Raw genomic sequence first — 22547 nt, 5'->3', positions numbered from 1 at the left:
CCGCGTGCTCCGGGTCCCGGCGCGGAGTCCCGGCCCCGAGGTCCCGGCGCGGACGGCGAGAGGGCGGCCGGGATCACCGGCCACCCCGATTCTGACACCCGCCACGCGACCGCCGCCATGCGGCCGTGCCCGTGGGCGGTCCCCGTGGGTCGCGCCCGCACGACCGGACCGGGGAGGTCCCCGCGAGCCGTCCCCGCACTACCGGCCAGCTCGACTCGCCCGCCGGGGTGCTGCTGGGCGCCACCCCCGACGAGCCGTACGAGCTGGCCGGGATCGAGTTGCGGGAGGGCGACCTCCTGTTGCTGTTCACCGACGGGCTGGTGGAGCGCCGCACCCGCGACATCGACGAGGGCCTGGAGCTGACCATGAAGGCCGCGGCCCTGCTGAGAGGCGACCTGGACGACGGCCTCGACCGGCTCATCGAGGTGATCGGCGGCCCCAACCCCGAGGACGACACCTGCGTTCTGGCGATCGGCGTGCTCGGCTGATTGGTTAAATGGTCGCCATGCCCGGCCTGATGCTTCTCGACACCCCCTCCCTGTACTACCGCGCCTTCTACGGCATCCCCGAGTCGATGACCGCCCCCGACGGGATGCCCGTCAACGCGGTGCGCGGCGTCATCGACATGATCGCCATGCTGGTCCGGCGGCACTCCCCCGCCGAGCTCGTCGCCTGCATGGACGCCGACTGGCGCCCTGCCTTCCGGGTGGCGGCCATCCCGACGTACAAGACCCACCGGGTCGCCGAGGGCGGCGCCGAGGAGACCCCCGACACGCTCGCGCCGCAGGTGCCGGTGATCGAGCGGGTGCTCGACGCGGTGGGCATCGCCCGGGTCGGCGTGCCCGGCTACGAGGCCGACGACGTGATGGGCACGTTCACCGCGCGCGCGAGCGGCCAGGTCGACATCGTCACCGGCGACCGCGACCTGTTCCAGCTGGTCGACGACTCCCGGCCGGTCCGGGTCCTCTACACCGCCAGGGGGGTCAAGAACCTCCAGCTGGTCGACGAGGCCGCCGTCGCCGAGAAGTACGGCGTCCCCGGCCGCTCCTACGCCGACTTCGCCACCCTGCGCGGCGACCCCAGCGACGGGCTGCCGGGCGTGCCCGGGGTGGGCGACAAGACCGCGGCGGCCCTGATCACCCGGTTCGGCTCGCTGGAGGCGCTGCTGCGCGCCGTCGACGGGGGCGAGGAAGGCGGTGACCTCACCACCGGGCAGCGCGCCAAGCTGTCGGCGGCCCGCGACTACCTGCGGGTGGCCCCCGAGGTGGTCCAGGTCGCCCGCGACGCCCCCCTTCCCGAGGTCGGCATCGCGCTTCCCGCCAAGCCCCGCGACCCGGAGGCCCTGGCCGCGCTGAGCGAGCGCTACGGCCTCTCCGGCCCGCTGGAGCGCCTCACCTCCGCGCTCTGACCCCGCCCGCCCCACGCCGATCCCACACCCGCCGGTCCCACCGCCTTCCGGCCCGGCCTCATCGTCTCCGTCCGCCGCGTCCGGGCGCTGACCTGGCCCCCGGCCGCGCCGGTCGCCGTCGGCCCGGCCGGCCGGTGGGGTGGCCCGCCGCGAGCCGGTAGGTTGCTCCCTGTGCCTCACAAGAGCATCCGGGTGCCCGGAGAGTCCCATCCGCGGCTCGACGATGGTTTCGAGCGGATCCGTCGTGAGATGAAACTGCCCGACGAGTTCCCCCGGGCGGTGGTCGACGAGGCCGAGTGGGTCGCCGAGGTGCCCGCCCTCCCCCGGCTCGACCGGACCGACCTGCCGCTGATCACCATCGACCCCCCGGGAGCGATGGACCTCGACCAGGCCGTGCACCTGGAGGAGCGGCCCGGCGGCTACCGCGTCTGGTACGCCATCGCCGACGTCGGGGCGTTCGTCAAGCCCGGCGGCGCGATCGACGCCGAGGCCCGCGCCCGCGGCGAGACGGTCTACATGCCCGACGGGCGCGTGCCGCTGCACCCGCCCGTCCTGTCCGAGGGCGCCGCCAGCCTGCTGCCCGGCGTGACGCGGCCCGCCGCGCTGTGGTGCGTCGACCTGGACGCCGAGGGCCGGATCGTCGGCGCGGACGTGACCAGGGCGCTGGTACGCAGCCGCGAGCGGCTCGACTACGACTACGCGCAGGCCGCGATCGACACCGGCACCGCCGACGGCACGCTGCGACTGCTGGCCGAGATCGGCCGGCTCAGGCTCGCCCAGGAGCGGGCCAGGGGCGGCGTGACGCTGCCCACCCCCGACCAGGAGGTCGTCCCCGACGGCGACGGCTACCGGGTGGAGCTGCGCGCCCCGCTGGACGCCGAGGCGTGGAACGCGCAGATCTCGCTGCTGACCGGCATGGCCGCCGCCTCCATGATGCTGGACGCCGAGATCGGCCTGCTGCGGGTGCTGCCGCCCGCCCCGGCGGAGAGGATCGCCCAGGTGCGCCGGATGGCCGCCGCTCTCGGCGTGCCCTGGCCCGAGGGCGCCGGGTACGGCGAGGTCGTGCACTCCCTCGACCCGAAGGTCCCCGAGCAGGCCGCGTTCCTGCAGGAGTCGACGGTGCTGCTGCGCGGCGCCGGATACGTCGCCTTCAACGGCGAGCCGCCCGCGCAGGCGGAGCACGCCGCCGTGGGCGCGCCGTACGCGCACGTGACCGCCCCGCTGCGCCGCCTCATCGACCGCTACGCCACGGAGATCTGCCTGGCCGTCGCGGCGGGCGAGCCGGTGCCGCAGGACGTCCAGCGGGCCATGGGCGAGCTGCCGGAGATCATGCACGCCACCGGGCGCCGCGCGGGCGGCGTCGAGCGGGCGTGCGTGGACCTGGTGGAGGCCTTCGTGCTGCGCGAGCGGGTGGGCCAGACGTTCGAGGCCGTGGTGATCGACGTGGCCGACGACCGGCCGTGGGGCCAGGTGCAGGTCACCGACCCGGCGGTGGTGGCCCGCTGCGACGGCGAGGGACTCCCGCTGGGCGAGACCGTACGCGTGCGGCTGACGCGCGCCGACCCGACCACCCGCGAGGTCCGCTTCAGCCTGGCCTGACGTTCCCGGCACCGGTCCGAGACCCCGCGAAGCCCGGCCCCGACGCCATCGGGCCTCCTCACCGGACCATCGCGGCCCGGCGCGGGGCAGGGCCTGCTCCACGCGGGCCCGGACCGGAGAAGGCCCGGGCCGGGGGGCCGGTGGGCCGGGACTCAGGTGAGGGACGAGTAGGCCACCACCCCGCGCCGCAGGGAGTCCATCGCCTTGCCCGCGGTCTGCTTGACCTTGCTCCCCGGCGGGGCCGCGTCGGAGATCTGGCCGAGGAGGTCGAGCAGCTGCTTGGTCCAGCGGACGAAGTCTCCCGCGGCCAGCTCGGAGCCGGCGACGCCGTCGCGGAGCACGGCGTCCAGGGTGTGGCCCTTGGCCCAGCGGAAGGCCGCCCAGGCGAAGCCGAAGTCGGGCTCCCTGATGAACGACAGGCCGTGGTCGCCCTCGATCGACTCCAGCTCACCCCAGAGGCGGACCATGTCCGCCAGCGTCTTCTGGGCCGCTCCCCCGGGGATCCTGGGCTGGCGGGCGTCGTCGGCCTGCCGCGACTCGAAGACCAGTGACGACACGCACGCGGCCAGCTCGGCCGGGTCCAGGTCGTTCCAGAGCCCCGCGCGCAGGCACTCGGCGGTGAGCAGGTCCAGCTCGGTGTAGAGCTGGGCCAGGCGGCGGCCCTCGGCGGTGACGCTCTCGCCGTCGAGGTAGCCGAGCTGGTCGAGCACCCCGCAGACCTTGTCGAAGGTGCGCGCGATCACGTGGGAGCGGCCCTCGACCCGGCGGCGCAGCCCCTCGGTCTCGCGGAGCAGCTTGTAGTAGCGCTCGGCCCAGCGGGCGTGGTCCTCGCGCTCGTCGCACCCGTGGCAGGGGTGCTGGCGGATCTCCCGGCGCAGGCGGGTGATCTCGTCGTCCTCCGCGGCGTGGTCGCGCGCCCTGACGGGCTTGCCGAAGTCACGGTCGCCGATCTTGGCGTGCACGGACGAGACCAGGTTGGCCCGCTCCTTGGGCGAGCGGGCGTTGAAGTTCTTCGGGATGCGCAGGTGCTCGACCGGCTCCACCGGCACGGGGAAGTCGGCCGGTGACAGTTTCTTGACCTGCTTGCCGATGGTCAGCACCAGCGGGGACGGGCCCTCGCCCCTGGAGTTGAGGCCCGGGTCGAGGACGACGGCCAGACCGGCGCGGCGCCCGCCGGGAACCCTGATGATGTCGCCGGGCCTGAGCGCCTCCAGCGAGCGCAGCGCCTGGGTCCTGCGGGCCGCGCCGCGCTGGCGCGACAGCTCGGCCTCCCGGTCGGACAGGGCCCTGCGCATCGCGGCGTACTCCTCGAAGTCGCCCAGGTGGCAGGTCATCGCCTGGCGGTAGCCCTCCAGGGCCTCCTCGGCGCGGCGCACCTGCTTGGCGATGCCGACCACGGCCCGGTCGGCCTGGAACTGCGCGAACGAGGACTCCAGGAGGGTCCTGGCCCGCTCCCTGCCCACCTGGCCGACCAGGTTGACCGCCATGTTGTACGAGGGACGGAAGCTGGAGCGCAGCGGGTAGGTGCGGGTGCTGGCCAGGCCGGCGACCTGGAGCGGGTCGGTGCCCGGCTGCCAGTGGACGACCGCGTGGCCCTCCACGTCGATGCCGCGGCGCCCGGCCCGCCCGGTGAGCTGGGTGTACTCGCCGGGTGTGAGGTCGGCGTGGGTCTCGCCGTTCCACTTGTCGAGTTTCTCGATCACCACGGAACGGGCGGGCATGTTGATGCCCAGCGCGAGGGTCTCGGTGGCGAACACGGCCTTGACCAGGCCCCGGGTGAACAGCTCCTCGACGACCTCCTTGAAGGCCGGGAGCATGCCCGCGTGGTGGGCGGCCAGGCCGCGCTCCAGGGCGTCGCGCCACTCCAGGTAGCCGAGCACGCCCAGGTCCTCGTCGGGCAGGTGCGCGGTGCGCTCGTCGACGATCTGCCGGATCTCGTGGCGCTCGGCGTCGGTGGTGAGCCGGATGCCGTCGTGCAGGCACTGCATGACGGCGGCGTCGCAGCCGGCCCTGGAGAAGATGAAGGTGATCGCGGGCAGCAGGGCGTCGGCGTCCAGGCGCTCGATGGCCGCGGCCCGGTCCGGCGGGCCGTTCCTGCGGGGCCGCGAGTAGCCGCGCCGCCCCCTGCCGTACGCCTGGCGCTCCTCGTCCCTGGCGATGCGCAGCAGGTTCGGGTTGATCTGGGGGCGCCGGTCCTCGTCGCCGGTGACGAACAGGTCGTAGATGCGGCTGCCGACGAGCATGTGCTGCCAGAGCGGGACCGGGCGGTGCTCGTCGACGATGACGCTGGTGTCGCCGCGGACCTCGCCCATCCACTCGCCGAACTCCTCGGCGTTGCTGACCGTGGCCGACAGCGCGACCAGGCGCACCGACTCGGGCAGGTGGATGATCACTTCTTCCCAGACCGCGCCGCGGAACCGGTCGGCGAGGTAGTGGACCTCGTCCATGACGACGAAGCCGAGCCCCGCCAGGGTGGGGGACCCGGCGTAGAGCATGTTGCGCAGCACCTCGGTCGTCATGACGACGATCGGGGCCTCACCGTTGACGCTGTTGTCGCCGGTGAGCAGGCCCACCTTGTCCGTGCCGTACCGCTTGACCAGGTCGTTGTACTTCTGGTTGGACAGCGCCTTGATCGGAGTGGTGTAGAAGCACTTGCGGCCCTCCTCCAGGGCCACGTGCACCGCGAACTCGCCCACGACGGTCTTGCCCGATCCGGTGGGGGCCGCCACGAGGACCCCGTCTCCCGCCTCCAGCGCCCGGCAGGCGTCGAGCTGGAAGTCGTCCAGCTCGAAGTCGTACAGACCGCGGAACGAGGTCAGCGCCGGCCCGCTCTCGGCCTGGCTCTGACGGAAGGCAGCGTATCGTTCCGCTGGGGTCGTCATGCCTCCAGCCTACCGATATCGGGATTCCGGTCCGTCCCCCCTTTTCCGCCGGGATCCGGCCGCCCACACGGGCGGTCCGGGGCGGGGTTCCGGCCGGTGCCGCACGGCGCCGCGGGGCCGTCGAGGCGCCGCCGGGAGGCCGTCGCGGGGCCGTCCGAAGGCGCGACCGGCCTAGACGAGGACCGTCAGCGCGCCGGGGACGATCTCGCACGTCAGCGGGGTGGGACCGACCCGCTCGCCGTCGGCGTAGGCGATCACTCCGGGCGCCTCCAGGCTCACCCGGCGGGCGCGGAGCATGGTGACGGCGGGGTGGGCGCCATGGGATCCCCGGTAGACGCGGGGGAAGGTGCGCAGGAACTCCCCCTTGGGGATGGCGCCGAGGATCGTCACGTCCAGCAGGCCGTCGTCGGGGACCGCGCCGGGGCACACGCGCATGCCCGCGCCGTAGGAGGAGGTGTTGCCGACCGCGACCAGCATCGCCTCACGCTCGACGATCTCGCCGTCCAGGTCGATCCTGAACGGGATGGGCCGGAAGGAGCGCAGCTCCTCGGCGAGGGCGACCAGGTATCTGGCCATGCCGGGCGGCCAGGTCATCGTGTTGGCCCGCTCGTTGACCCGGGAGTCGAAGCCGCAGGCCAGCACCCCGGCGAACCACTCGTCCTCGCCCGCCTTCGCGGCGTCGACCGTGCGCACCCGCCCGCGCAGCACGGTGTCGGCGGCGGCCAGCGGCGCCTTCAGCGGGATGCCGAGCGCGGCGGCGATGTCGTTGCCGGTGCCCACCGGGATGACGCCCAGCGGCACGCCGCTGCCCGCGACCGCCTGGACCGCGAGGTGGACCAGGCCGTCGCCGCCGAAGGCGACCAGCGCCTCCGGCTGCTCGGCGACGGCCGTGCAGGCGCGCTCCAGTGCGTCGGAGGCCGAGTCCCCGAGGATCACCGAGACCTCGCGCCCGCCCTGCCTCAGGCGGTCGAGCACCGGGGAGAGCAGCCCCCGCGAACGGCCGCCGCGGGCGGCGGGGTTGACGAGGACTGCGATCTCTGCGGGCACAGACCGGAACTTATCCCCTATCTGGCGGGATCGGTGTCGGTCGTTTTCGAATCGATAGGAGCCGGATCGCCGACGGGGGCGACGTCACCCACGGGCGAGACGTCGTCGTCGAGCGAGGAGGCCTCGTCGTCGGACAGGTGGGAGAAGTCGTCGCCCTTGGGCTGCCTTCGCTCCCTGAGATACATGAACCCCTCGGCCAGGGCGAACAGCACCACCATCGGCAGGGCGAGCGCGATCATCGTGAACGGGTCGCCACCGGGGGTGGCGACCGCGCCGAAGACGAACATGATGAAGATGACCATGCGGCGGTGCTTGGCCACCAGCGCGTGCGGCAGCACCCCGATGATGTTCAGGAACACCATGAGCAGCGGCAGCTCGAAGGAGATGCCGAACACGATGAGCATGATCAGCGCGTAGCCGAGGTACTCGTCGATCGTGATGCCGGTGAGCGTCCCCGGAGGGGCGAAGCCCAGCAGGATCGACAGGCCCGTGTCCATCACGAAGTAGGCCAGCGCCGCGCCCGCGAGGAACAGCGGGACCGCCAGGATGATGAACAGGATCGAGTAGCGCTTCTCGTTGCGGTACAGGCCCGGGGTGACGAAGCCCCAGATCTGCCACAGCCAGATCGGCGAGGAGACCACGAGGCCGAACATCGCCGCGACCTTCAGGTTCACGAAGAAGGAGTCGAAGACGCCGAGGATCAGCATCGTGCACTGACCCGGCCGCAGCTCCTGCGCCTGGGGAAGCCCGCAGTAGGGGGCCGACACGAAGGACCAGATCGGATCGAAGAAGATGAAACCGACGATGATGCCGGCGACCAGACCGAGCAGGGCGATGACCAGACGGTTACGCAGCTCGCGCAGGTGCTCCATGAGCGGCATGCGGCCGTCGCCCGCCTCGGCGGGCGGGGGTGCCGCCCCGTTCCGGCCCGATTTGGGCCACTTCAGCAGCGCCATTCGCGAATCCTGTGGTGACGAGTCGGATGATCAGGGTAGATCTTCAGGCTACCGCCGATCACTGCGACTTGGGCGCTCCGGCCTGGGCGCGCAGCCGGGCGGCCTGCTCCTCGAGCCGGCGGGCCTGCTCCTCGGCGCTCGGCTCGGGGGCCGGGGCCGGGGTCGCCGCCGGGATCGGCTGCGGAGCCGGGGCGGCGGGCTGGGGCTGCGCCTGGACGACCGTGGCGGTCGCGGTCGGCGGCTCGTCCTCGTCGCGGAGCTTGGCGGTCTCCGACTTGAAGATGCGCAGCGACCGGCCGAGCCCGCGGGCGGCTTCCGGCAGCTTCTTGGCACCGAAGAGCAGCACCAGGATCAGGCCGATGATGATCAGCTCAGTGGGTCCGAGGTTGGGCATTACACATCCTTACGCCGGGCGACGTGCAGTCTCTTGGTCCCGATCGTACGCTCCCTCGGGGACAGACTCATCCCTTTGCCCCCGTACGGTCGCCGTACGCTCGCCGAACAGCACCCGAACGGGCTCCAGCCTCCCCTGCGCGCGGTCGACCTCACGGCCCAGTTCGGCGGCCGCGCGCAGCACGCGGACGGCGAGGAATGCCACCACGGCCAGCCCGGCGAGGGTCAGCGTGATCACGGCGATGATCCAGCTCATGTCGGGAGACTCCAGCTCCGTGCGTCAGGAAACCGACTCGTAACGATTCAGCGCGGCGGTGGCCGCGGCCCGGACGCTCTCGTCCAGCGAGGCGGGCGAGACCACCCTGCCGGTGTCGCCGAGGCGCAGCGCCAGACGTACCAGCCAGCCCTGGTCCCTGGCCCGCAGGGCCACCCGCACGCGGCCCTCGCCGAGCTCCTCGACCCGCTCGCACGGGTAGTACTCGGCGACCCAGCGGCCCGCGGCGGTCAGCTCCAGCTCCACCAATTCGTCGGTCGGCGAGGGCCGGAACACCCCGGGCGTCACCTCGTCGGCCACGGCGTCCGCGGGCGGGTCGGCGGGCACGTCGAGCACGTCGACGGAGAGCATCCGGTCCAGCCGGAACAGCCGGACCGCCTCGGCCCGGTAGCACCAGCCCGACAGGTAGGGGCGGCCGTCCACGACGACCAGGCGCATCGGGTCGACCTCGCGGGGGGTGATCTCGTCGCGGCCCGGCACGTAGTAGCGCAGCGACAGCCGCCTGCCGCTCCGCAGCGCCTCGTTGACGACGGGCAGCGCGTCGGGCGCGGCGTCGACCTCCACCGCGACCTGGCTGCTCACCGCCGCGGCGCCCTCGCCCGAGGCCCGCTCGAACTTGGCGATGACCCGGGCCAGCGCGTCGCGCTCCCCGAACTCCGGCATCTCGGCGAGCAGGCGCAGCGCGACCAGCAGGGCGCTCGCCTCGTCGACGCCCAGCCTCAGCGGGCGGGCGATGGTCTCGGCGTTGTCGATGACGATCTCCCCGCCGTCCCACGACACGTCGATCAGGTCGCCGGGGGTGTGGCCGGGCAGCCCGCACATCCACACCAGCTGCAGGTCGTCGATGAGCTGCTTCTCGCTCAGCCCGAAGATCTTCGCGACCTCGGGCACCTGGGCCCCGGGGTGCGACATCAGGTAGGGAACCAGTGCCAGCAGCCTGGGCAGGCGATCGGCCGTGCTCACGCGAGTGCTCCCTTCAGGCGGCAGATGACCGCGTCGCGGGCGTCCGGCGGGCCGACCACCTCGGCGTCCGCGGCGAAGCCCACGATCCACCCGGCCAGCCGGCCGGGGTCGGTGAAGTCGACGTCCAGCTCGTCCCAGCCGTCGCCGGCGGGCCGCACCGCCTTCGCCACCTGGCGCAGCCCCTGGCAGGTGTCCTCCCTGACCCGGATGAGGGCGGTGCGCTCGCGGACGGCGGCGTCGCTGAAGCCGACCATGGACTTGATGTCGACGCCCTCGGGCACCACCACGGCGCCGGGGCGGCCGACGGTGGTGACCGTGCCGCTGATCCGGCTGAGCCGGAAGACCCTCGGCGCGTCCCGGTCGCGGTCGTGGCCCACCATGTACCAGCGGCCCCGGCGGCTGACGACGCCCCACGGCTCCACCGTGCGGGTCAGCACGTTCTGGCTCGCCGCCGCCCGGTAGGCGAACCGGACCGCGCGCCGGTCGCGCACGGCCTCCCACAGCGCGGGGAAGGAGGGGTCCTGGGTGTCGACGCGCAGCTCCAGCGCCCCGCCGAGCACCCCGTGGGCCTCGTCGGTCTGCACACCCCCGGCGCGCAGCTTCAGCAGGGCCCCGCTCGCCGCCTCGGCGAGGCTGGCCCGCTGCCACACCTGGGCCGCCAGGCCCACCACGGCGGCCTCGTCGGGCTCCAGGGTGATCTCCGGCAGCTCGTACGCCGAGCGGACGATCCGGTAGCCGGGATCCTCCTCCCACGGGTCCTTGTGGACCTCGATCGGGATGCCGATCTCCCGCAGCTCGTTCTTGTCCCGCTCGAACATCCGCTGGAAGGCCTCGTCGTTGTCGGCGTCGTAGCCCGGCACCGCCTGGCGGATGTGCTCGGCGCTCAGCGGCCGCCGCGTGGCCAGCAGGCAGATCACGAGATTGAGCAGCCGCTCGGTCTTCCGGCGCGACATCCGGCCTCCTCCCTGTTCGAGTGACGCTACCCTTCCCCCGTGATCAGATGGCGCAGGGGCGAGGTCGTACGGGTCCGGCGCGAGTGGCCGGGGGCGGTGGAACTCGACGTGACCACCGAGGACGGTGAGGCGCGCGCGCTCGCCTACCCGGCCCTGGTGGGACGTCCGGAGCCCGGTGACGTGGTGCTGCTCAACACGACCGCGCTCGCGATGGGTCTCGGTACGGGAGGCTACGCCATGGTGGTGGCTGTTCCCGACCGTTTGCCACAAGATCCCCAAGGCCCCGGACACCTGGTGAAGGCACGCTACACCCCGTTGCAGGCCACCGTCCTCGGCGCGGACGAGCAGGATTCGCCCTTCCACGAGCTCCTGCGCGACGCCGACTCCGTGGACGGCATGCCGGTGATCGTCGCTGACCTGCACTCGGCCCTGCCCGCGATCCTCTGCGGCCTGTACGGCCGGAACCCGCCCGAGGCCGGGAAATCCGCGGACGGACCCGGCGACCCGAACCCGGCCGTGCTCGGGGAAACCGCGAGCGGACCCGATCACCGGAACCCGGCCGGGCCCGGCGAAACCGCGGGCGGGCCCGGCGGCGGGGAGCGCGGAAAGCCCGTCAGGGTCGCCTACGTGATGCTCGACGGGGGCGCGCTGCCCGCCTGGTTCTCCATGTCGTGCGCGCGGCTGCGGGAGACCGGCTGGCTGTGCGGCGTCGTCACGGCGGGCCAGGCCTTCGGCGGCGACGTGGAGGTGGTGACCCCGCACACCGGTCTGCTGGCCGCCAGGCACGTCCTGGAGGCCGACGTCGCGATCGTCACCCAGGGGCCGGGCAACCTGGGCAGCGGGACCCGCTGGGGCTTCTCCGGCGTCTCGGCCGGCGAGGCGGTCAACGCCGCCGCCGTCCTTGGGGGCCGCCCGGTCGCGGCGCTGCGGGTCAGCGAGGGCGACCTGCGCGAGCGCCACATCGGGGTCTCCCACCACTCGCTGACCGCCTACGGCCGGGTGGCGCTCGCCCCGGCCCAGGTCGCCGTGCCCGTGCTGCCCGGCGACTTCGGCAGGCGGGTGGCCGAGCAGTCGCGCCCGCTCGCCGCGCGGCACGAGCTGGTCGAGGTGCCGGTGGACGGGCTGTACGAGGCGCTGCGGCGCTCTCCGGTGCGCCTGTCGACGATGGGCCGGGGCCTGGACGAGGACCTCGCCTACTTCCTCGCCTCCGCCGCCGCCGGGCGCCACGCGGCCTCGCTGCTGTCGTAAAAGTCCCTGAAGGTGAAGGCCTCCGGCGTGGGGCCTTCGGCCCTCAGTCGCTCCAGGCGTTCCATCCCCTCGGCGAGCGTCGGCTCGTACCCCTCGGGGATCCACCACATCACCAGGTACGGCTCCGCGACGCGCAGGAACCACTCCCTGCGCCGCTGCAGGAACGCCAGGTGGCCGCTGCGGTAGACGTAGTCCCACAGCGCGTCGCGCGACCTCCACACGGAGAAGGTGATCAGGAGGTGGTCGCCGTACCCGTGCTCGACCAGGTCCTCGGGGCCGTCACCCCCTTTGAGGCGCCACACGAAGCCGGGATCGGCCTCGGCCAGCCGGTTCATGGAGTCGAGGGCCGCCATGAAGGAGGCCAGTTCGGGGGAGTCCTTGGGCGCGCGCGCGTGGGCGACGTTCAACTGGGCCAGATGCATGAAGACAGCAGATCACCACCGATCCTTCTATGTCAATCTTCATTGTTTTTAGAAAAGGCGACGCAGCACTCCCCGGGACGCGGGTCCAGGCCGGCCGCCGAGGGGTCCCGCCCGAGCGCGTCGAGCAGCCCTCGGCACAACTCCAGGTTCACCGAGCAGACCAGCAGCGGGTGCTCCTCGGCGGGCACGTGGAACGGGCAGTTGCGCAGCCGCACCCGGCCGTCCTCCTCGTACGGCTCGTATCCGCGCCGCCGCAGCACCCCGGCGAGATCCTCGCCCTCCTCCGCGAACCTGGCCCCCGCCCGCCGGGCGGCCTGCTCGGCCCGCTCGTCCCCGCCGAGCAGCTCGACCGCCTCGGCCAGCACCAGGGCGAGGGTGCGGTAGTCCCTGGCGGGCACGCTGACCTGCCACTCCCCCGGCGCCCTGCGATAGACCTTCGCCGGCCTGCCGCTGCCGGGCCCCGTCCGCTCCGTCAGCCGCCGGAACCCCGCCTCGAGCAGGCCCGCCTCGACGAGCCGGTCGAGGTGGAAGGCGGCCAGGGTCCGCTGCACCCCCACCGCCTCGGCCGCCTCGTTGCGCCCCACGTCCTGGCCCCGGGAGGCCACGTAGTCGTAGACGGCCCGGCGCACCGGGTCGTGGAGTACCGCCACCGTGTCGAGATCGTCGCCGCTCACAGCCCGGATTGTAGGCCGCGGCCCCGGGAGGTCACGCCCTCGCCGCCGGGAGCCGCCTGGCGTTCCGGCGGGCGTTCCTGACGGCACGGGACCCGGTGGGCGTTCCGGGTGACACGAGACCCGGTGAAGATCCCGGCGGGCGTTCCGGAGGGCGTGCGGCCCGGCGGACGAGGTGGCGGGCGTTCCGGACGGCACGAAACCCGGCGGACGAGGCGGACGGCCTGGCCCGTACGCGGGTCGGCGGCCGCGGGACGACGTGGCCGCGCGGACCGGCCTCTGGGTCCCGGGGCCTCGGCCGGGAAGGCACGGAGCCCGGCCGTGCGCGCACGGCCGGGCTCCGGGATGGGACAGGGTGCCCCGGCGGCGGCCCGGTGGGCCTCGCCGGAGGCGGAACGTCGGATCGGTGAATCAGCGAATCAGTGGGCCGGGGCCCGGCGGGCTCAGTAGGCGCCCAGCACGTCGACCAGGAAGACGAGGGTGTCGGTGCCCTTGATCTTCTCGCCGCTGCCCGCCTTGCCGTAACCGAGGTCCGGCGGGACGCTCAGCAGCACCCGGCTGCCGACCGGGACGCCGACCAGGCCCTGGTCCCAGCCCTTGATGACCTTGCCGGCGCCGATCGGGAACATGACCGGCTGGCCGCCGCGCGACCAGCTGCTGTCGAACTCGACGTCCGATCCCCAGATCTTCCCGGCGTACTGCACCAGGATCGACTGGCCGGTCTTGACCTCGGGGCCGGCGCCCTTGATCACGGTCTTGGCGACGAGATCCTTGGGAGCCTTCTTCTTGGTCTTGGTGGTGAGCTTCGGCGCGGCGTCGCCTCCGGGGCTCTCCACCTTGATCCCCTCGACGCCGGGATCGGTCGCGGTGCCCTGGGCGGCCTTCGCCTGCGGGACGCCGATCACGTCGACCACGAAGACCTGCGACTGGCCCGGAGGGGCCTGCGCCTGCTGCTCGGCGGGGAGCGTGTCCTTGGCGACGACCGACATGAACCTGCCGCCGCCCTTGGTCTCGGCGAAGCCCTTGCGGAGGATCTCCGGGACCTGCTCGTTGAGCGTGATGACCTGCGGCCCGCCCTCGTCGTAGGTCGAGCCGGCGATCTTGTTCTCCTTGCCGTCCCAGGTGAAGACGGTGAAGTTGGCGATCACACTGTTGCCGAGCTTGGCGGCCTCGCCCGTGGTGCCGGGGGTGAGCACCTTGTAGGAGGAGGTCTCGACGACCTTGGACGGGAAGGCGACGGTCGGCTTGGCTCCGGCCTGCCCGGTCACCTGCAGCTCGGCGACCCCGCTGCTGCTCGCGGGACTGGAGGCGCCGGTGGCCGTGCCTCCACCGGAGCCACATGCTGCGGCGAACATCAGAGGCACTGCGGCCAGTACGGCCATGCTGCGGCGGCGCATAGGTATCCCTCAAGCAGACGTCAGGTTCGCGCAACATTACCCGTCCCGGCGTACGGAGAAGGTAAGACCGGGACGAGCTTGCCGAAGTATGACCGTCACATTCCCGCGATGAGCTTGTCCACCCTCTCGTCGACGCTACGGAAGGGGTCCTTGCACAGCACGGTGCGCTGCGCCTGGTCGTTGAGCTTCAGGTGCACCCAGTCGACGGTGAAGTCGCGGCGCTTCTCCTGCGCCTTGCGGATGAACTCACCGCGCAGCCGGGCCCGGGTGGTCTGCGGCGGCACCGACTTGGCCTCGAAGATCTTCAGATCGGAGGCCACCCGCTCCACCGCGCCGCGCTTCTGCAGCAGGTAGAACAGGCCACGGCGGCGGTGCACGTCGTGGTAGGCGAGGTCGAGCTGGGCGACCCTGGGGCTCGACAGCGGCAGGTCGTACTTCCTGCGGTAACGCTCGATCAGCTGGTATTTGGTCACCCAGTCGATCTCGCGGGCGACCTTGTCGAGGTTGCCCGTCTCGACCGCGTTGAGGGTGCGCTCCCACAGCTCCAGCACCCGGTGGCTGATCTCGTCGCCGCCGCGGCGGTCGACGAAGTCGCGGGCCTTGGAGAGGTATTCCTCCTGGATCTCCAGCGAGGACGCCTCGCGGCCGTTGGCCAGCCGGACCCGCCGCCGCCCGGTCATGTCATGGGAGACCTCGCGGATGGCCCGAATCGGGTTCTCCAGAGACAGGTCGCGCATCACGGTGCCCGCCTCGATCATGCGGAGCACCAGGTCGGTCGCGCCGACCTTGAGCAGCATGGTCGTCTCGCTCATGTTGGAGTCGCCGACGATGACGTGCAGGCGGCGGAACCGCTCGGCGTCGGCGTGTGGCTCGTCGCGGGTGTTGATGATCGGGCGCGACCGGGTGGTGGCGCTGGAGACGCCCTCCCAGATGTGCTCGGCCCGCTGGGAGACGCAGTAGACCGCTCCACGCGGGGTCTGCAGCACCTTGCCCGCCCCGCAGATGATCTGCCGGGTGACCAGGAACGGGATCAGCACATCGGCCAGGCGGCCGAACTCGCCGTGCCGGCCGACCAGGTAGTTCTCGTGGCAGCCGTAGGAGTTGCCCGCGGAGTCGGTGTTGTTCTTGAACAGGTAGATGTCCCCGGCGATGCCCTCCTCGCGGAGACGCTTCTCGGCGTCGACGAGGAGGCCCTCCAGGATGCGCTCGCCCGCCTTGTCGTGGGTGACGAGCTCCACGACGTTGTCACACTCGGGGGTGGCGTACTCGGGGTGGCTGCCCACGTCGAGATACAGGCGCGCCCCGTTGCGGAGGAAGACGTTGCTCGATCGGCCCCAGGAGACGACACGGCGGAATAGATAACGCGCTACCTCGTCGGGTGACAGCCGCCGCTGCCCCCTGAACGTGCAGGTGACGCCGTACTCGTTCTCAAGCCCGAAGATGCGACGATCCATTGCCTCACACTATTCGCCGAACCCCTCTCGCGGGAGGGATCATGGGGTTTTCGGTCGTACGGCTTATGCCCCGGGCCGTGAGCGGCTAAGCGCGGACCGGACATGGACCGGGCGCGGACCGGGCGCGGACCGGGCGCGGACGCCACCCGCGCCCGGCTCGCCGCCGGGCGAGGGTGGCGCGGAGGCGCCGGATCGGCGGTCCCGGTCAGCCTCCGCCCTGCCAGAAGATCTCGACAACCTTGGTGATCCTGCCGTTCTCGGTGGTGATCAGGGCCGGCCGGTGGAGGCCCTCCACGCCGGTCAGGGAGGCCGCCTCCCTGACGTTGTCGATCAGCGTCTGGCGGGTGCAGCTCTCGGTGCCGAGGTTGGTGGCCCTGTCGTAGGTCTGCGTCGTGCCCTCGCAGCCGCTGTCGGCGAGGAAGCGCACGTCCTCGGCGATGGGCGCGAGATAGCGGACCACGTCGCCTTCCTCGGGGCCGTCGAAGTGGCCGTCCTCGCCGCCGTTCTGGACGAAGCGGATCGGCCGGTACTCGGCCACCCCGTTGTCGTCCACGTCGGTGAGCCAGCCACGCAGGACGCCCTCGAAGGGCGGCGGACGCCCCTTGCTCCAGTCGTGCTCGGGAGCGGCCTGGAACTCCGTACCGAAGAGCTCGGGGGTGGCGGCGGGCGCGGCGGCCGGGGTGGTCTCCGCGGCGGCGTCCGGCGTGCCCGCCGAGGAGTCCGAGGGGGCGGACGCGGAGGGAGGCGGGGCGGCGGAGGTGGTCTCCGCGGCGCAGCCGGACACCAGTGCCACGGCCGTCAGGAGGGCGAGCGCGGGGCCGGTCGTCCGCGGGGCGGCCCCGGGCGTGGCGGTCCTTCGCGATACGGCCCCGGATGGGGCGGCGGGAGCGGTCAAGGGGGGAACGAGCCTGGTCCAGGCGCGCGGGATGGCGTTCTTCACACAGGCTGTGACCGCCACTGGACGCTGTCGGTTGTCCCGAGAGAGTGTGATCCAGGACACAGCGGAGCGCCGGCCCCCGGGCGGGGGCGGCGCTCCGTGTCGTCGGCGGGAGTGGTCAGCCGCTGGATCCGGTGTCGATGTCACCGTCGGGCGCGGTCGGCGGGGCGCCGGGCGTCTCGGGCGCGGAGAGGGGGTTCTCGTCCCTGGCCGCCTGGGCGGCCGACTCGGCCGCGGGGGCCCCCTCGGCCAGCAGCCGCTCCAGCCTGGGGCCGTTGAGCCGCAGGAACTTGCGGTGCGGCCGGTTACGGTCGAGCACCGCCACCTCCAGCTGGCCCGCCGGGAAGCGCTCGCCTCCCGGCTCGGTCAGCGCGAACAGCGCCGCCTCCAGCGCCTCGGCCAGCGACAGGCCGTCGTGGTAGCGCTCCTTGAGACGGCCCGCCACCGCCTCGGCCTGGCCGCCCATCGCCACCAGGCCCGCCTCGTCGAAGACCGAGCCGTCGAAGGTGAGCCGGTAGATGTGGTCCTCGTCGGAGGAGTCGCCGACCTCGGCGACCACGATCTCCACCTCGAACGGCTTCAGCGACTCGGTGAAGATCTGGCCGAGGTTCTGGGCGTAGAGGTTGGCCAGGCCCCGGGCGGTGACGTCGTCGCGGGCGTAGGTGTAGCCGTTGATGTCGGCGTATCGGATGCCACCGAGGCGCAGGGCCTCGAACTCGTTGTAGCGGCCGACCGCGGCGAAACCGATCTTGTCGTAGATCTCGCTGATCTTGTGCAGGGCCCGGGACGGGTTGGGCGCGACGAACAGGATGCCGTCCACGTACTGCAGGACGACGACACTACGGCCCCGCGCGATCCCCTTGCGCGCGTAGTCCGCCTTGTCCCGCATCTGCTGCTCGGGCGAGACATATCCAAAAGGCATGGACACCTGGGGTGATCCTCTCGTGTTAGCGCAGCGGGGCGACGGGGCCGTCGGGGCGGTCCGCCCGGGACTCGACCGCGACCCGGACGAGCTCTCCGACCTCCTCGTCGGGGAGGCGGCGGTATCCGTCGGCGGTGATCACCGCGACGACGGGCCAGATCTTGCGGATCACGTCCGGCCCGCCGGTCGCCGAGTCGTCGTCGGCCGCGTCGTAGAGGGCCTGGATCAGCGTCAGCACGGTGTCCTCGGGTGAGGCGCCCTCGCGGTAGAGCTTCTTCAGAGCGCCCCGCGCGAAGATCGAGCCCGACCCGATGGCGTGGTGCTGGCGCTGCTCGTAGGGGCCGCCGCCCACGTCGTAGCTGAAGATGCGGCCGCCGTCGACGTCGGGGTCGTAGGCGGCGAAGAGCGGGACGACCACGAGTCCCTGCATCGCCATCGGCAGGTTGCCGCGGATCATCGTGGCGAGCCGGTTGGCCTTGCCGGTCACCGAGAGCGTGCGGCCCTCGCGCTTCTCGTAGTGTTCGAGCTCCACCCGGTAGAGGCGGGCCATCTCGATGCCGGTGCTCGCCGCCCCGGCGATGCCCATGCCGGAGTGGTCGTCGGTGCGGAACACCTTCTCCATGTCACGCTGGGAGATGATGTTGCCGGAGGTCGCCCGGCGGTCGCCCGCGATCACCACGCCACCGGCGCACATCGCCGCGACGATCGTGGTGGCGTGCGGGATCTGGTCGCCCACCGGAGTCGCCAAAGCCTCGTTACGGCCAGGCAGCAAGTCCGGCGAATGGGACCTGACGAACTCGGTGAACGAGGAGCTCCCGGTGTCGGTAAAGATGTGATTCACCATGCCGGCGGGCAGGTCCCTGTGAGATCCCACGCGACTCCCTCCAAAGGTGCAGTCCTTTAAGGCCCGACCTTACTCATCTTGCCGTGCTGCTTGCACTTCCCTGGATCAGCTCAGCGCGAACCCCCCGCGCCGGGCTTTTGAATCTTTGCGGATGATCGGCACCGGCCGCCGGATCCGTCACGGATACCACCGAACACGACAAATACGACGAACGCGACGGATACCGCGAAGGCGACGCCGCTCTCGGCCTACCCGTCGGCGGGGTCGGACGGGAGCGCGCCCGCGAAAGGGGACGGGCACGGGACACCCGAGAAGGAGGCGCGGACGGCGCTCACGGGACCCGCGAAGGGGCGCGGGCGGCGTCACGAGGAGACACGAGGAGACACGAGGAGACACGGGGGGACGCGGGGGGACGCGGGAGGGACATGGGGGACGCGGGGGACGGTGCCCGCGAAAGACGCGGGGACGGCGCCCGCGGATGGGCGTCGCGGGGAGCCTGCGCTCACGGTTCCTCACCATGTCGGGCCTCGCCACCGAGACGACCGGGGACGACGGGGGCGACGGGGGCGACGGGGGAGAGATGCCCCGGGTGACAGGGATGGCCAGGGCGACAGAGATGGCGGAGGTGGCGGAGCCGGCGGGAAACGACCGGCCCGCCGGATCGGGAACGGTCGCGGCCGACCCGGCCCGCGCCTTCCCGCCACACACTCCGGACGGTTCTCATTCCCTCCGGGAACCGTTCCCGGAGGGGCCTCCCCTGATCGGCTCGACGTGCTCACGGCGCTCGGCGGCGGAACGACCGGAAAGGCGCTCCCGGCGGGGACGGCCGTACGTCACCCGCCCGCCGGGCCCGGCGGCTGCCGGGCCGGGCCGCGGTCAGGACGGATCCTCCGGCTGCTCGCCGGGCCCGCCCTCACCCCCGACCCTGGATTCCACCGGGCGGACCTACTGTCCGCCCTTCTGCACGTAACTCCTCACGAACTCCTCGGCGTTCTCCTCAAGGACCTCGTCGATCTCGTCGAGGATCGCGTCGACGTCATCGGAGAGCTTCTCGTGACGCTCCTGGACGTCGGAGGTTTCCGCCGGAGCGGTCTCCTCGACCTCCTTGTCGGTACGGCCGGTCTGCTTCTGGCCGCCGGTGTCCTTGCTTGCCATGTGTGGCACCTCCACCTGGGGGACGGATCTGATTCATATCTTCCCCGAACCGGGCGACATTGCGCGCGGATCGTCCCGCGATCTTTACGGGAGCCCGTACGGGCCGTGCCGAGGTCCTACCCGCCAGGGAACCCTCCCCGGGACCCCAAGGCAAATCCGCACCCGCTTGACTGGATAGCCACCCTATCCAATAATTGGCTAGCTCCACTATCCAACGAGAGGCCCTCCCATGTCACCGTCGTCGCTGAACACCGCGGGAATACTCCTCATCACCGTGCCCGCCGTGGCCTTCGGCGGGGTCTCCCTGCTCGGGCACATCATGCGCGGCATCCCCGGCTACCTGGACAATCCGGTGCGGCGCGGCCTGTGGCGGGCCGGGCACGCGCACGCGGGCGTCCTGGTGCTCTTCGCGCTCGTCGCGTTGCTCTACATCGACCAGGCGGACCTGTCCGGCGGCCTGAAGGACCTGTCCCGGATCCTGATCGTGGCGGCGCCCATCCTGATGCCGCTGGGTTTCTTCCTGTCCGTGGTGCGCCCCTCCGACACGAAGCCGAACAGACTGATCTGGCTGGTCCCGGCGGGCGGGGTGTCACTGGGCGCGGGCACGCTGCTGCTCGGCGTCGGCCTCCTGTGAGCCTCCGCGCGCCCCGCGAGGCTCCCCCGGGTCTTCCCGGGCCTCCCCGGGCCTCGGCCGGACCTCGGCCGGGCCTCGGCCGGGCCTCGCCCGGGGCGCGCACGAGCCCCACGAGCCCGTACGCCCCCGTGTGAGCATCGTCACCCGCGGAATCCGGGCAGATCCGACACTCCTGGAGAGATAAGGAACGTTCCAGGTAGGCCTTCGGGGCTGGAAACTGCGATCATTGGGAGGTGAGCACCATCATCGCGCGCAGATACAAGCTCGTCTCACGCGTCGGCCAGGGGGCGACCGGCGTCGTCTGGCGCGCATACGACCTGCTTCTGGAGCGAGAGGTGGCCCTCAAGGAGATACTCCTGCCACCGGGGGCCGCCGCGGCCGAGCAGCGGCGGCGGGTGGTGAGAGAGGCGCGCATGGCGGCGCGGCTGAGCCACCGGGGCATCGTGACGGTGCACAACCTCACCGAGGAGGCCGAGCGCCTCTGGATCGTCATGGAGTTCCTGGAGGCGCTGACGCTGCACGACACGCTCGTGCAGGCGGGCCCGCTCCCGGTGGACCTGGTGGCGGCGATGGGGTGCCGCCTGCTGGAGGCGTTGCGGCACGCGCACGACGGCGGGGTGATCCACCGTGACATCAAGCCCGCCAACATCATGCTGACCGGCGACCGGGTGGTGCTGGCCGACTTCGGCTTCGCCGCCCCGGAGGGCGCGGCGACGACCTCGACGCGGGGCACCCCGGCGTTCATCGCGCCGGAGGCGCTGCAGGGCAGGGGCGGCACCCGCGAGGCGGACATGTGGTCGTTCGGCGCGACGCTGTACATGGCGGTGGAGGGCAGGACCCCGTTCCGTACGGTGAACTCGATGGCGGCGCTGGTGGCGGCGCTGCGCGAGCCACCGCGCGCGCCGAAGCGGGCGGGCGCCCTGGAGCCGGTGCTGCGGGGGTTGCTGCGCAAGGATCCGCGGGCGCGGCTGAGCGCCGAGCGGACCTCGAAGATGCTGGAGGACGTGCGCTGTTTCAGCGCGGCCTGAGACCGTTCGCGAGCGTTTCCGAAACGCTTTCGCCGCCCCCCGGGGCGTCTTCCTGATTCCACAATCAGGCTTTACGGACATGGAACAAAATTCCACCGTGCCGATGCGTCTGAATCGTTACAGAGAATCACCGTCGGTAATCACATAGTGCACTGTTTCAGGTGAAAATATGAATCAGCTGAGGGGCCCGGCTTCTATCGTGCAACAGGTGATTCATGGGAACAGATGCGGGAAAGGCACGTTTACTAGGTGATCGTTATCACTTGGCCTCGCCGATCGGGCGGGACGGCGTGGGCACGGTGTGGCGGGCCCACGATTCCCTGCTCAGGCGGAACGTGGCGATCAAGGAGATCCAGCCCCGGTTCGGCGAGGACGGGGCGGACATGCACGACGCGCGGCGACGGGCACTGCGCGAGGCACGCTCGGCCGGGAGGCTGAACCACCCGGCGGTGATCTCCGTGCACGACCTCCTGGAGGAGGACGGGCGGCTCTGGATCGTCATGGAGCTGCTGGAGGCCCTCACGCTCAAGGAGACCGTACGGCACCTGGGCCGCCTGCCGGTCCACTGGGCGGCGTGGATCGGCTTCCAGCTGCTGGGCGGGCTGCGTCACGCGCACGGGGCGGGCGTCCTGCACCGGGACATCAACCCGCGCAACATCCTGCTGACCGGCGACCGGGTGGTGCTGGCCGACTTCGGCATCGCGGCACTGCACGGCGATCCGGACGCCTCCGCGACCGTGCCGACCGTCCACGTTCCCACCTTCGTCGCGCCGGAGCGGCTGCGGGGCGGGCCGCCGACCCCCGCGGGCGATCTGTGGTCGTTCGGGGCGAGCCTGTACTTCGCGGTGGAGGGCCGGCCGCCGCGCCCCCTCTCCCGTACGCCGGCGCCGCGTGACCCCATGGGCGGCGGGCACCAGGAGCAGGTGGCTCGGGCGGGAGTGCTGTGGCCCGTGCTGGAGGGCCTGCTCCGGCGCGACCCGGCGGCCCGCATCAGCATGGGGCAGGCGGGCCGCATGCTGTCGGCGATCCTCCACACGGAGGGGGTCGCCCTCGCCCCGCCGCGGCTGCCCGCCGCCCGGCTGCCGCCGGACGCCTTCGCCTGAAACCCCGCAGGCCCCTCACCCGGCACCCCACGGGACCTTCACCCGGCACCCCGCGGGATCTCGTACGATCTTCGGCCGGCCATTCGGAATGGGGACGGCCGTCCTTCCGCTTTTCTCCCGTGGCCCGGGCCCAAACCCCGCGAGGCGAACGTGTCCGGGAAGGCCGGGGGTTCCGCGACGGCCAGGCCGGAGGCGTTTTCCCGAACGGACAGGATTGATCAGAACAAGCGGCACTCAAAAAACCACAAAAAGGTCGA

General features: G+C 72.1%; 22 protein-coding genes. 7 read left to right on the top strand and 15 right to left on the bottom strand.

Going from position 1 to position 22547, the window contains the following annotated elements:
* Positions 1 to 131 precede the first annotated feature (131 nt).
* The 3 genes from ACFFRH_RS17440 (at position 132) to ACFFRH_RS17430 (ending at position 3007) form a co-directional block, all read left to right on the top strand.
* Positions 132 to 488: a SpoIIE family protein phosphatase gene (locus ACFFRH_RS17440; protein WP_344745663.1), complete on the top strand. Its 357-nt coding sequence runs from the start codon at positions 132 to 134 to the stop codon at positions 486 to 488.
* 17 nt (positions 489 to 505) lie between these two features.
* Positions 506 to 1408, top strand: a complete 903-nt coding sequence (locus tag ACFFRH_RS17435; RefSeq protein ID WP_386157710.1) for a 5'-3' exonuclease — start codon at positions 506 to 508, stop codon at positions 1406 to 1408.
* 171 nt (positions 1409 to 1579) lie between these two features.
* On the top strand, positions 1580 to 3007 hold the full coding sequence (locus ACFFRH_RS17430; protein ID WP_344745665.1) for an RNB domain-containing ribonuclease: 1428 nt from the start codon (positions 1580 to 1582) through the stop codon (positions 3005 to 3007).
* Positions 3008 to 3159: 152 nt separating this feature from the next.
* Here ACFFRH_RS17430 and ACFFRH_RS17425 read toward each other — a convergent pair whose 3' ends face one another.
* From ACFFRH_RS17425 to ACFFRH_RS17395, 7 genes are all read right to left on the bottom strand, one after another.
* Positions 3160 to 5889, bottom strand: coding sequence for a DEAD/DEAH box helicase (locus tag ACFFRH_RS17425; RefSeq protein WP_344745666.1), 2730 nt, complete (start codon positions 5887 to 5889; stop codon positions 3160 to 3162).
* 171 nt (positions 5890 to 6060) lie between these two features.
* On the bottom strand, positions 6061 to 6936 hold the full coding sequence (locus ACFFRH_RS17420; protein WP_344745667.1) for a diacylglycerol/lipid kinase family protein: 876 nt from the start codon (positions 6934 to 6936) through the stop codon (positions 6061 to 6063).
* 17 nt (positions 6937 to 6953) lie between these two features.
* Entirely contained in the window at positions 6954 to 7892 is a 939-nt protein-coding gene (gene tatC / locus ACFFRH_RS17415; RefSeq protein ID WP_344745668.1) for a twin-arginine translocase subunit TatC, read from the bottom strand.
* Positions 7893 to 7950: 58 nt separating this feature from the next.
* Positions 7951 to 8286: a Sec-independent protein translocase subunit TatA gene (gene tatA, locus ACFFRH_RS17410; protein ID WP_344745669.1), complete on the bottom strand. Its 336-nt coding sequence runs from the start codon at positions 8284 to 8286 to the stop codon at positions 7951 to 7953.
* A 9-nt stretch (positions 8287 to 8295) separates the two neighbouring features.
* Positions 8296 to 8541 carry a hypothetical protein gene (locus tag ACFFRH_RS17405; protein WP_344745670.1) on the bottom strand — a complete coding sequence of 82 codons (246 nt, stop codon included), beginning with the start codon at positions 8539 to 8541 and terminating at the stop codon, positions 8296 to 8298.
* Between the two features lie 24 nt (positions 8542 to 8565).
* Positions 8566 to 9522, bottom strand: a complete 957-nt coding sequence (locus tag ACFFRH_RS17400; RefSeq protein ID WP_344745671.1) for a helix-turn-helix transcriptional regulator — start codon at positions 9520 to 9522, stop codon at positions 8566 to 8568.
* A complete protein-coding gene (locus ACFFRH_RS17395) occupies positions 9519 to 10475 on the bottom strand; it encodes a helix-turn-helix transcriptional regulator (protein ID WP_344745672.1) in 957 nt (318 codons plus the stop codon). The genes ACFFRH_RS17400 and ACFFRH_RS17395 overlap by 4 nt, the downstream gene beginning before the upstream one ends.
* A 39-nt stretch (positions 10476 to 10514) precedes the next feature.
* Here ACFFRH_RS17395 and ACFFRH_RS17390 point away from each other — a divergent pair, with 39 nt between their 5' ends.
* Entirely contained in the window at positions 10515 to 11723 is a 1209-nt protein-coding gene (locus ACFFRH_RS17390) for a DUF3866 family protein (protein WP_344745673.1), read from the top strand.
* On the opposite strand, the gene ACFFRH_RS17385 is transcribed toward ACFFRH_RS17390, so the two are convergent.
* The 8 genes from ACFFRH_RS17385 to ACFFRH_RS17350 form a co-directional block, all read right to left on the bottom strand.
* On the bottom strand, positions 11669 to 12145 hold the full coding sequence (locus ACFFRH_RS17385) for a DUF3291 domain-containing protein (protein WP_344745674.1): 477 nt from the start codon (positions 12143 to 12145) through the stop codon (positions 11669 to 11671). The two genes, ACFFRH_RS17390 and ACFFRH_RS17385, sit on opposite strands and share 55 nt — an antisense overlap.
* A gap of 32 nt (positions 12146 to 12177) precedes the next feature.
* Positions 12178 to 12819, bottom strand: coding sequence for a helix-turn-helix transcriptional regulator (locus ACFFRH_RS17380; RefSeq protein ID WP_386157702.1), 642 nt, complete (start codon positions 12817 to 12819; stop codon positions 12178 to 12180).
* A gap of 440 nt (positions 12820 to 13259) precedes the next feature.
* Positions 13260 to 14213 carry an FKBP-type peptidyl-prolyl cis-trans isomerase gene (locus ACFFRH_RS17375; RefSeq protein WP_344745676.1) on the bottom strand — a complete coding sequence of 318 codons (954 nt, stop codon included), beginning with the start codon at positions 14211 to 14213 and terminating at the stop codon, positions 13260 to 13262.
* A 95-nt stretch (positions 14214 to 14308) separates the two neighbouring features.
* Positions 14309 to 15667 (bottom strand): Pup--protein ligase, encoded by a 1359-nt coding sequence (pafA, locus tag ACFFRH_RS17370; protein ID WP_329079331.1) that lies wholly within the window; start codon positions 15665 to 15667, stop codon positions 14309 to 14311.
* Between the two features lie 205 nt (positions 15668 to 15872).
* The gene (locus tag ACFFRH_RS17365; protein WP_386157698.1) at positions 15873 to 16460 is read right to left on the bottom strand and encodes a hypothetical protein; all 588 of its coding nucleotides are present in this window, start codon (positions 16458 to 16460) and stop codon (positions 15873 to 15875) included.
* Positions 16461 to 16722: 262 nt separating this feature from the next.
* The gene (gene prcA, locus ACFFRH_RS17360) at positions 16723 to 17526 is read right to left on the bottom strand and encodes a proteasome subunit alpha (RefSeq protein ID WP_344745678.1); all 804 of its coding nucleotides are present in this window, start codon (positions 17524 to 17526) and stop codon (positions 16723 to 16725) included.
* Positions 17527 to 17551: 25 nt separating this feature from the next.
* Positions 17552 to 18370, bottom strand: a complete 819-nt coding sequence (gene prcB / locus ACFFRH_RS17355; protein WP_344745683.1) for a proteasome subunit beta — start codon at positions 18368 to 18370, stop codon at positions 17552 to 17554.
* A 945-nt stretch (positions 18371 to 19315) separates the two neighbouring features.
* A complete protein-coding gene (locus tag ACFFRH_RS17350) occupies positions 19316 to 19525 on the bottom strand; it encodes a ubiquitin-like protein Pup (protein ID WP_329079325.1) in 210 nt (69 codons plus the stop codon).
* Positions 19526 to 19754: 229 nt separating this feature from the next.
* Between ACFFRH_RS17350 and ACFFRH_RS17345 the strand changes: the two genes are divergently transcribed.
* The 3 genes from ACFFRH_RS17345 (at position 19755) to ACFFRH_RS17335 (ending at position 22290) form a co-directional block, all read left to right on the top strand.
* Positions 19755 to 20159 carry a hypothetical protein gene (locus ACFFRH_RS17345; protein WP_344743372.1) on the top strand — a complete coding sequence of 135 codons (405 nt, stop codon included), beginning with the start codon at positions 19755 to 19757 and terminating at the stop codon, positions 20157 to 20159.
* A 233-nt stretch (positions 20160 to 20392) separates the two neighbouring features.
* A complete protein-coding gene (locus tag ACFFRH_RS17340; RefSeq protein ID WP_344743373.1) occupies positions 20393 to 21187 on the top strand; it encodes a serine/threonine-protein kinase in 795 nt (264 codons plus the stop codon).
* A gap of 263 nt (positions 21188 to 21450) precedes the next feature.
* Complete coding sequence (locus ACFFRH_RS17335; protein WP_344743374.1) at positions 21451 to 22290, top strand: serine/threonine-protein kinase; 840 nt, start codon at positions 21451 to 21453, stop codon at positions 22288 to 22290.
* Positions 22291 to 22547: the final 257 nt, after the last annotated feature.

Origin of the sequence: Streptosporangium vulgare (assembly GCF_042428775.1) — a bacterium.
Classification (GTDB): Bacteria; Actinomycetota; Actinomycetes; order Streptosporangiales; family Streptosporangiaceae; genus Streptosporangium; species Streptosporangium vulgare.
The sequence above is the reverse complement of the archived record's forward strand: the minus strand, read 5'-3'. Positions and strand labels throughout refer to the sequence as shown.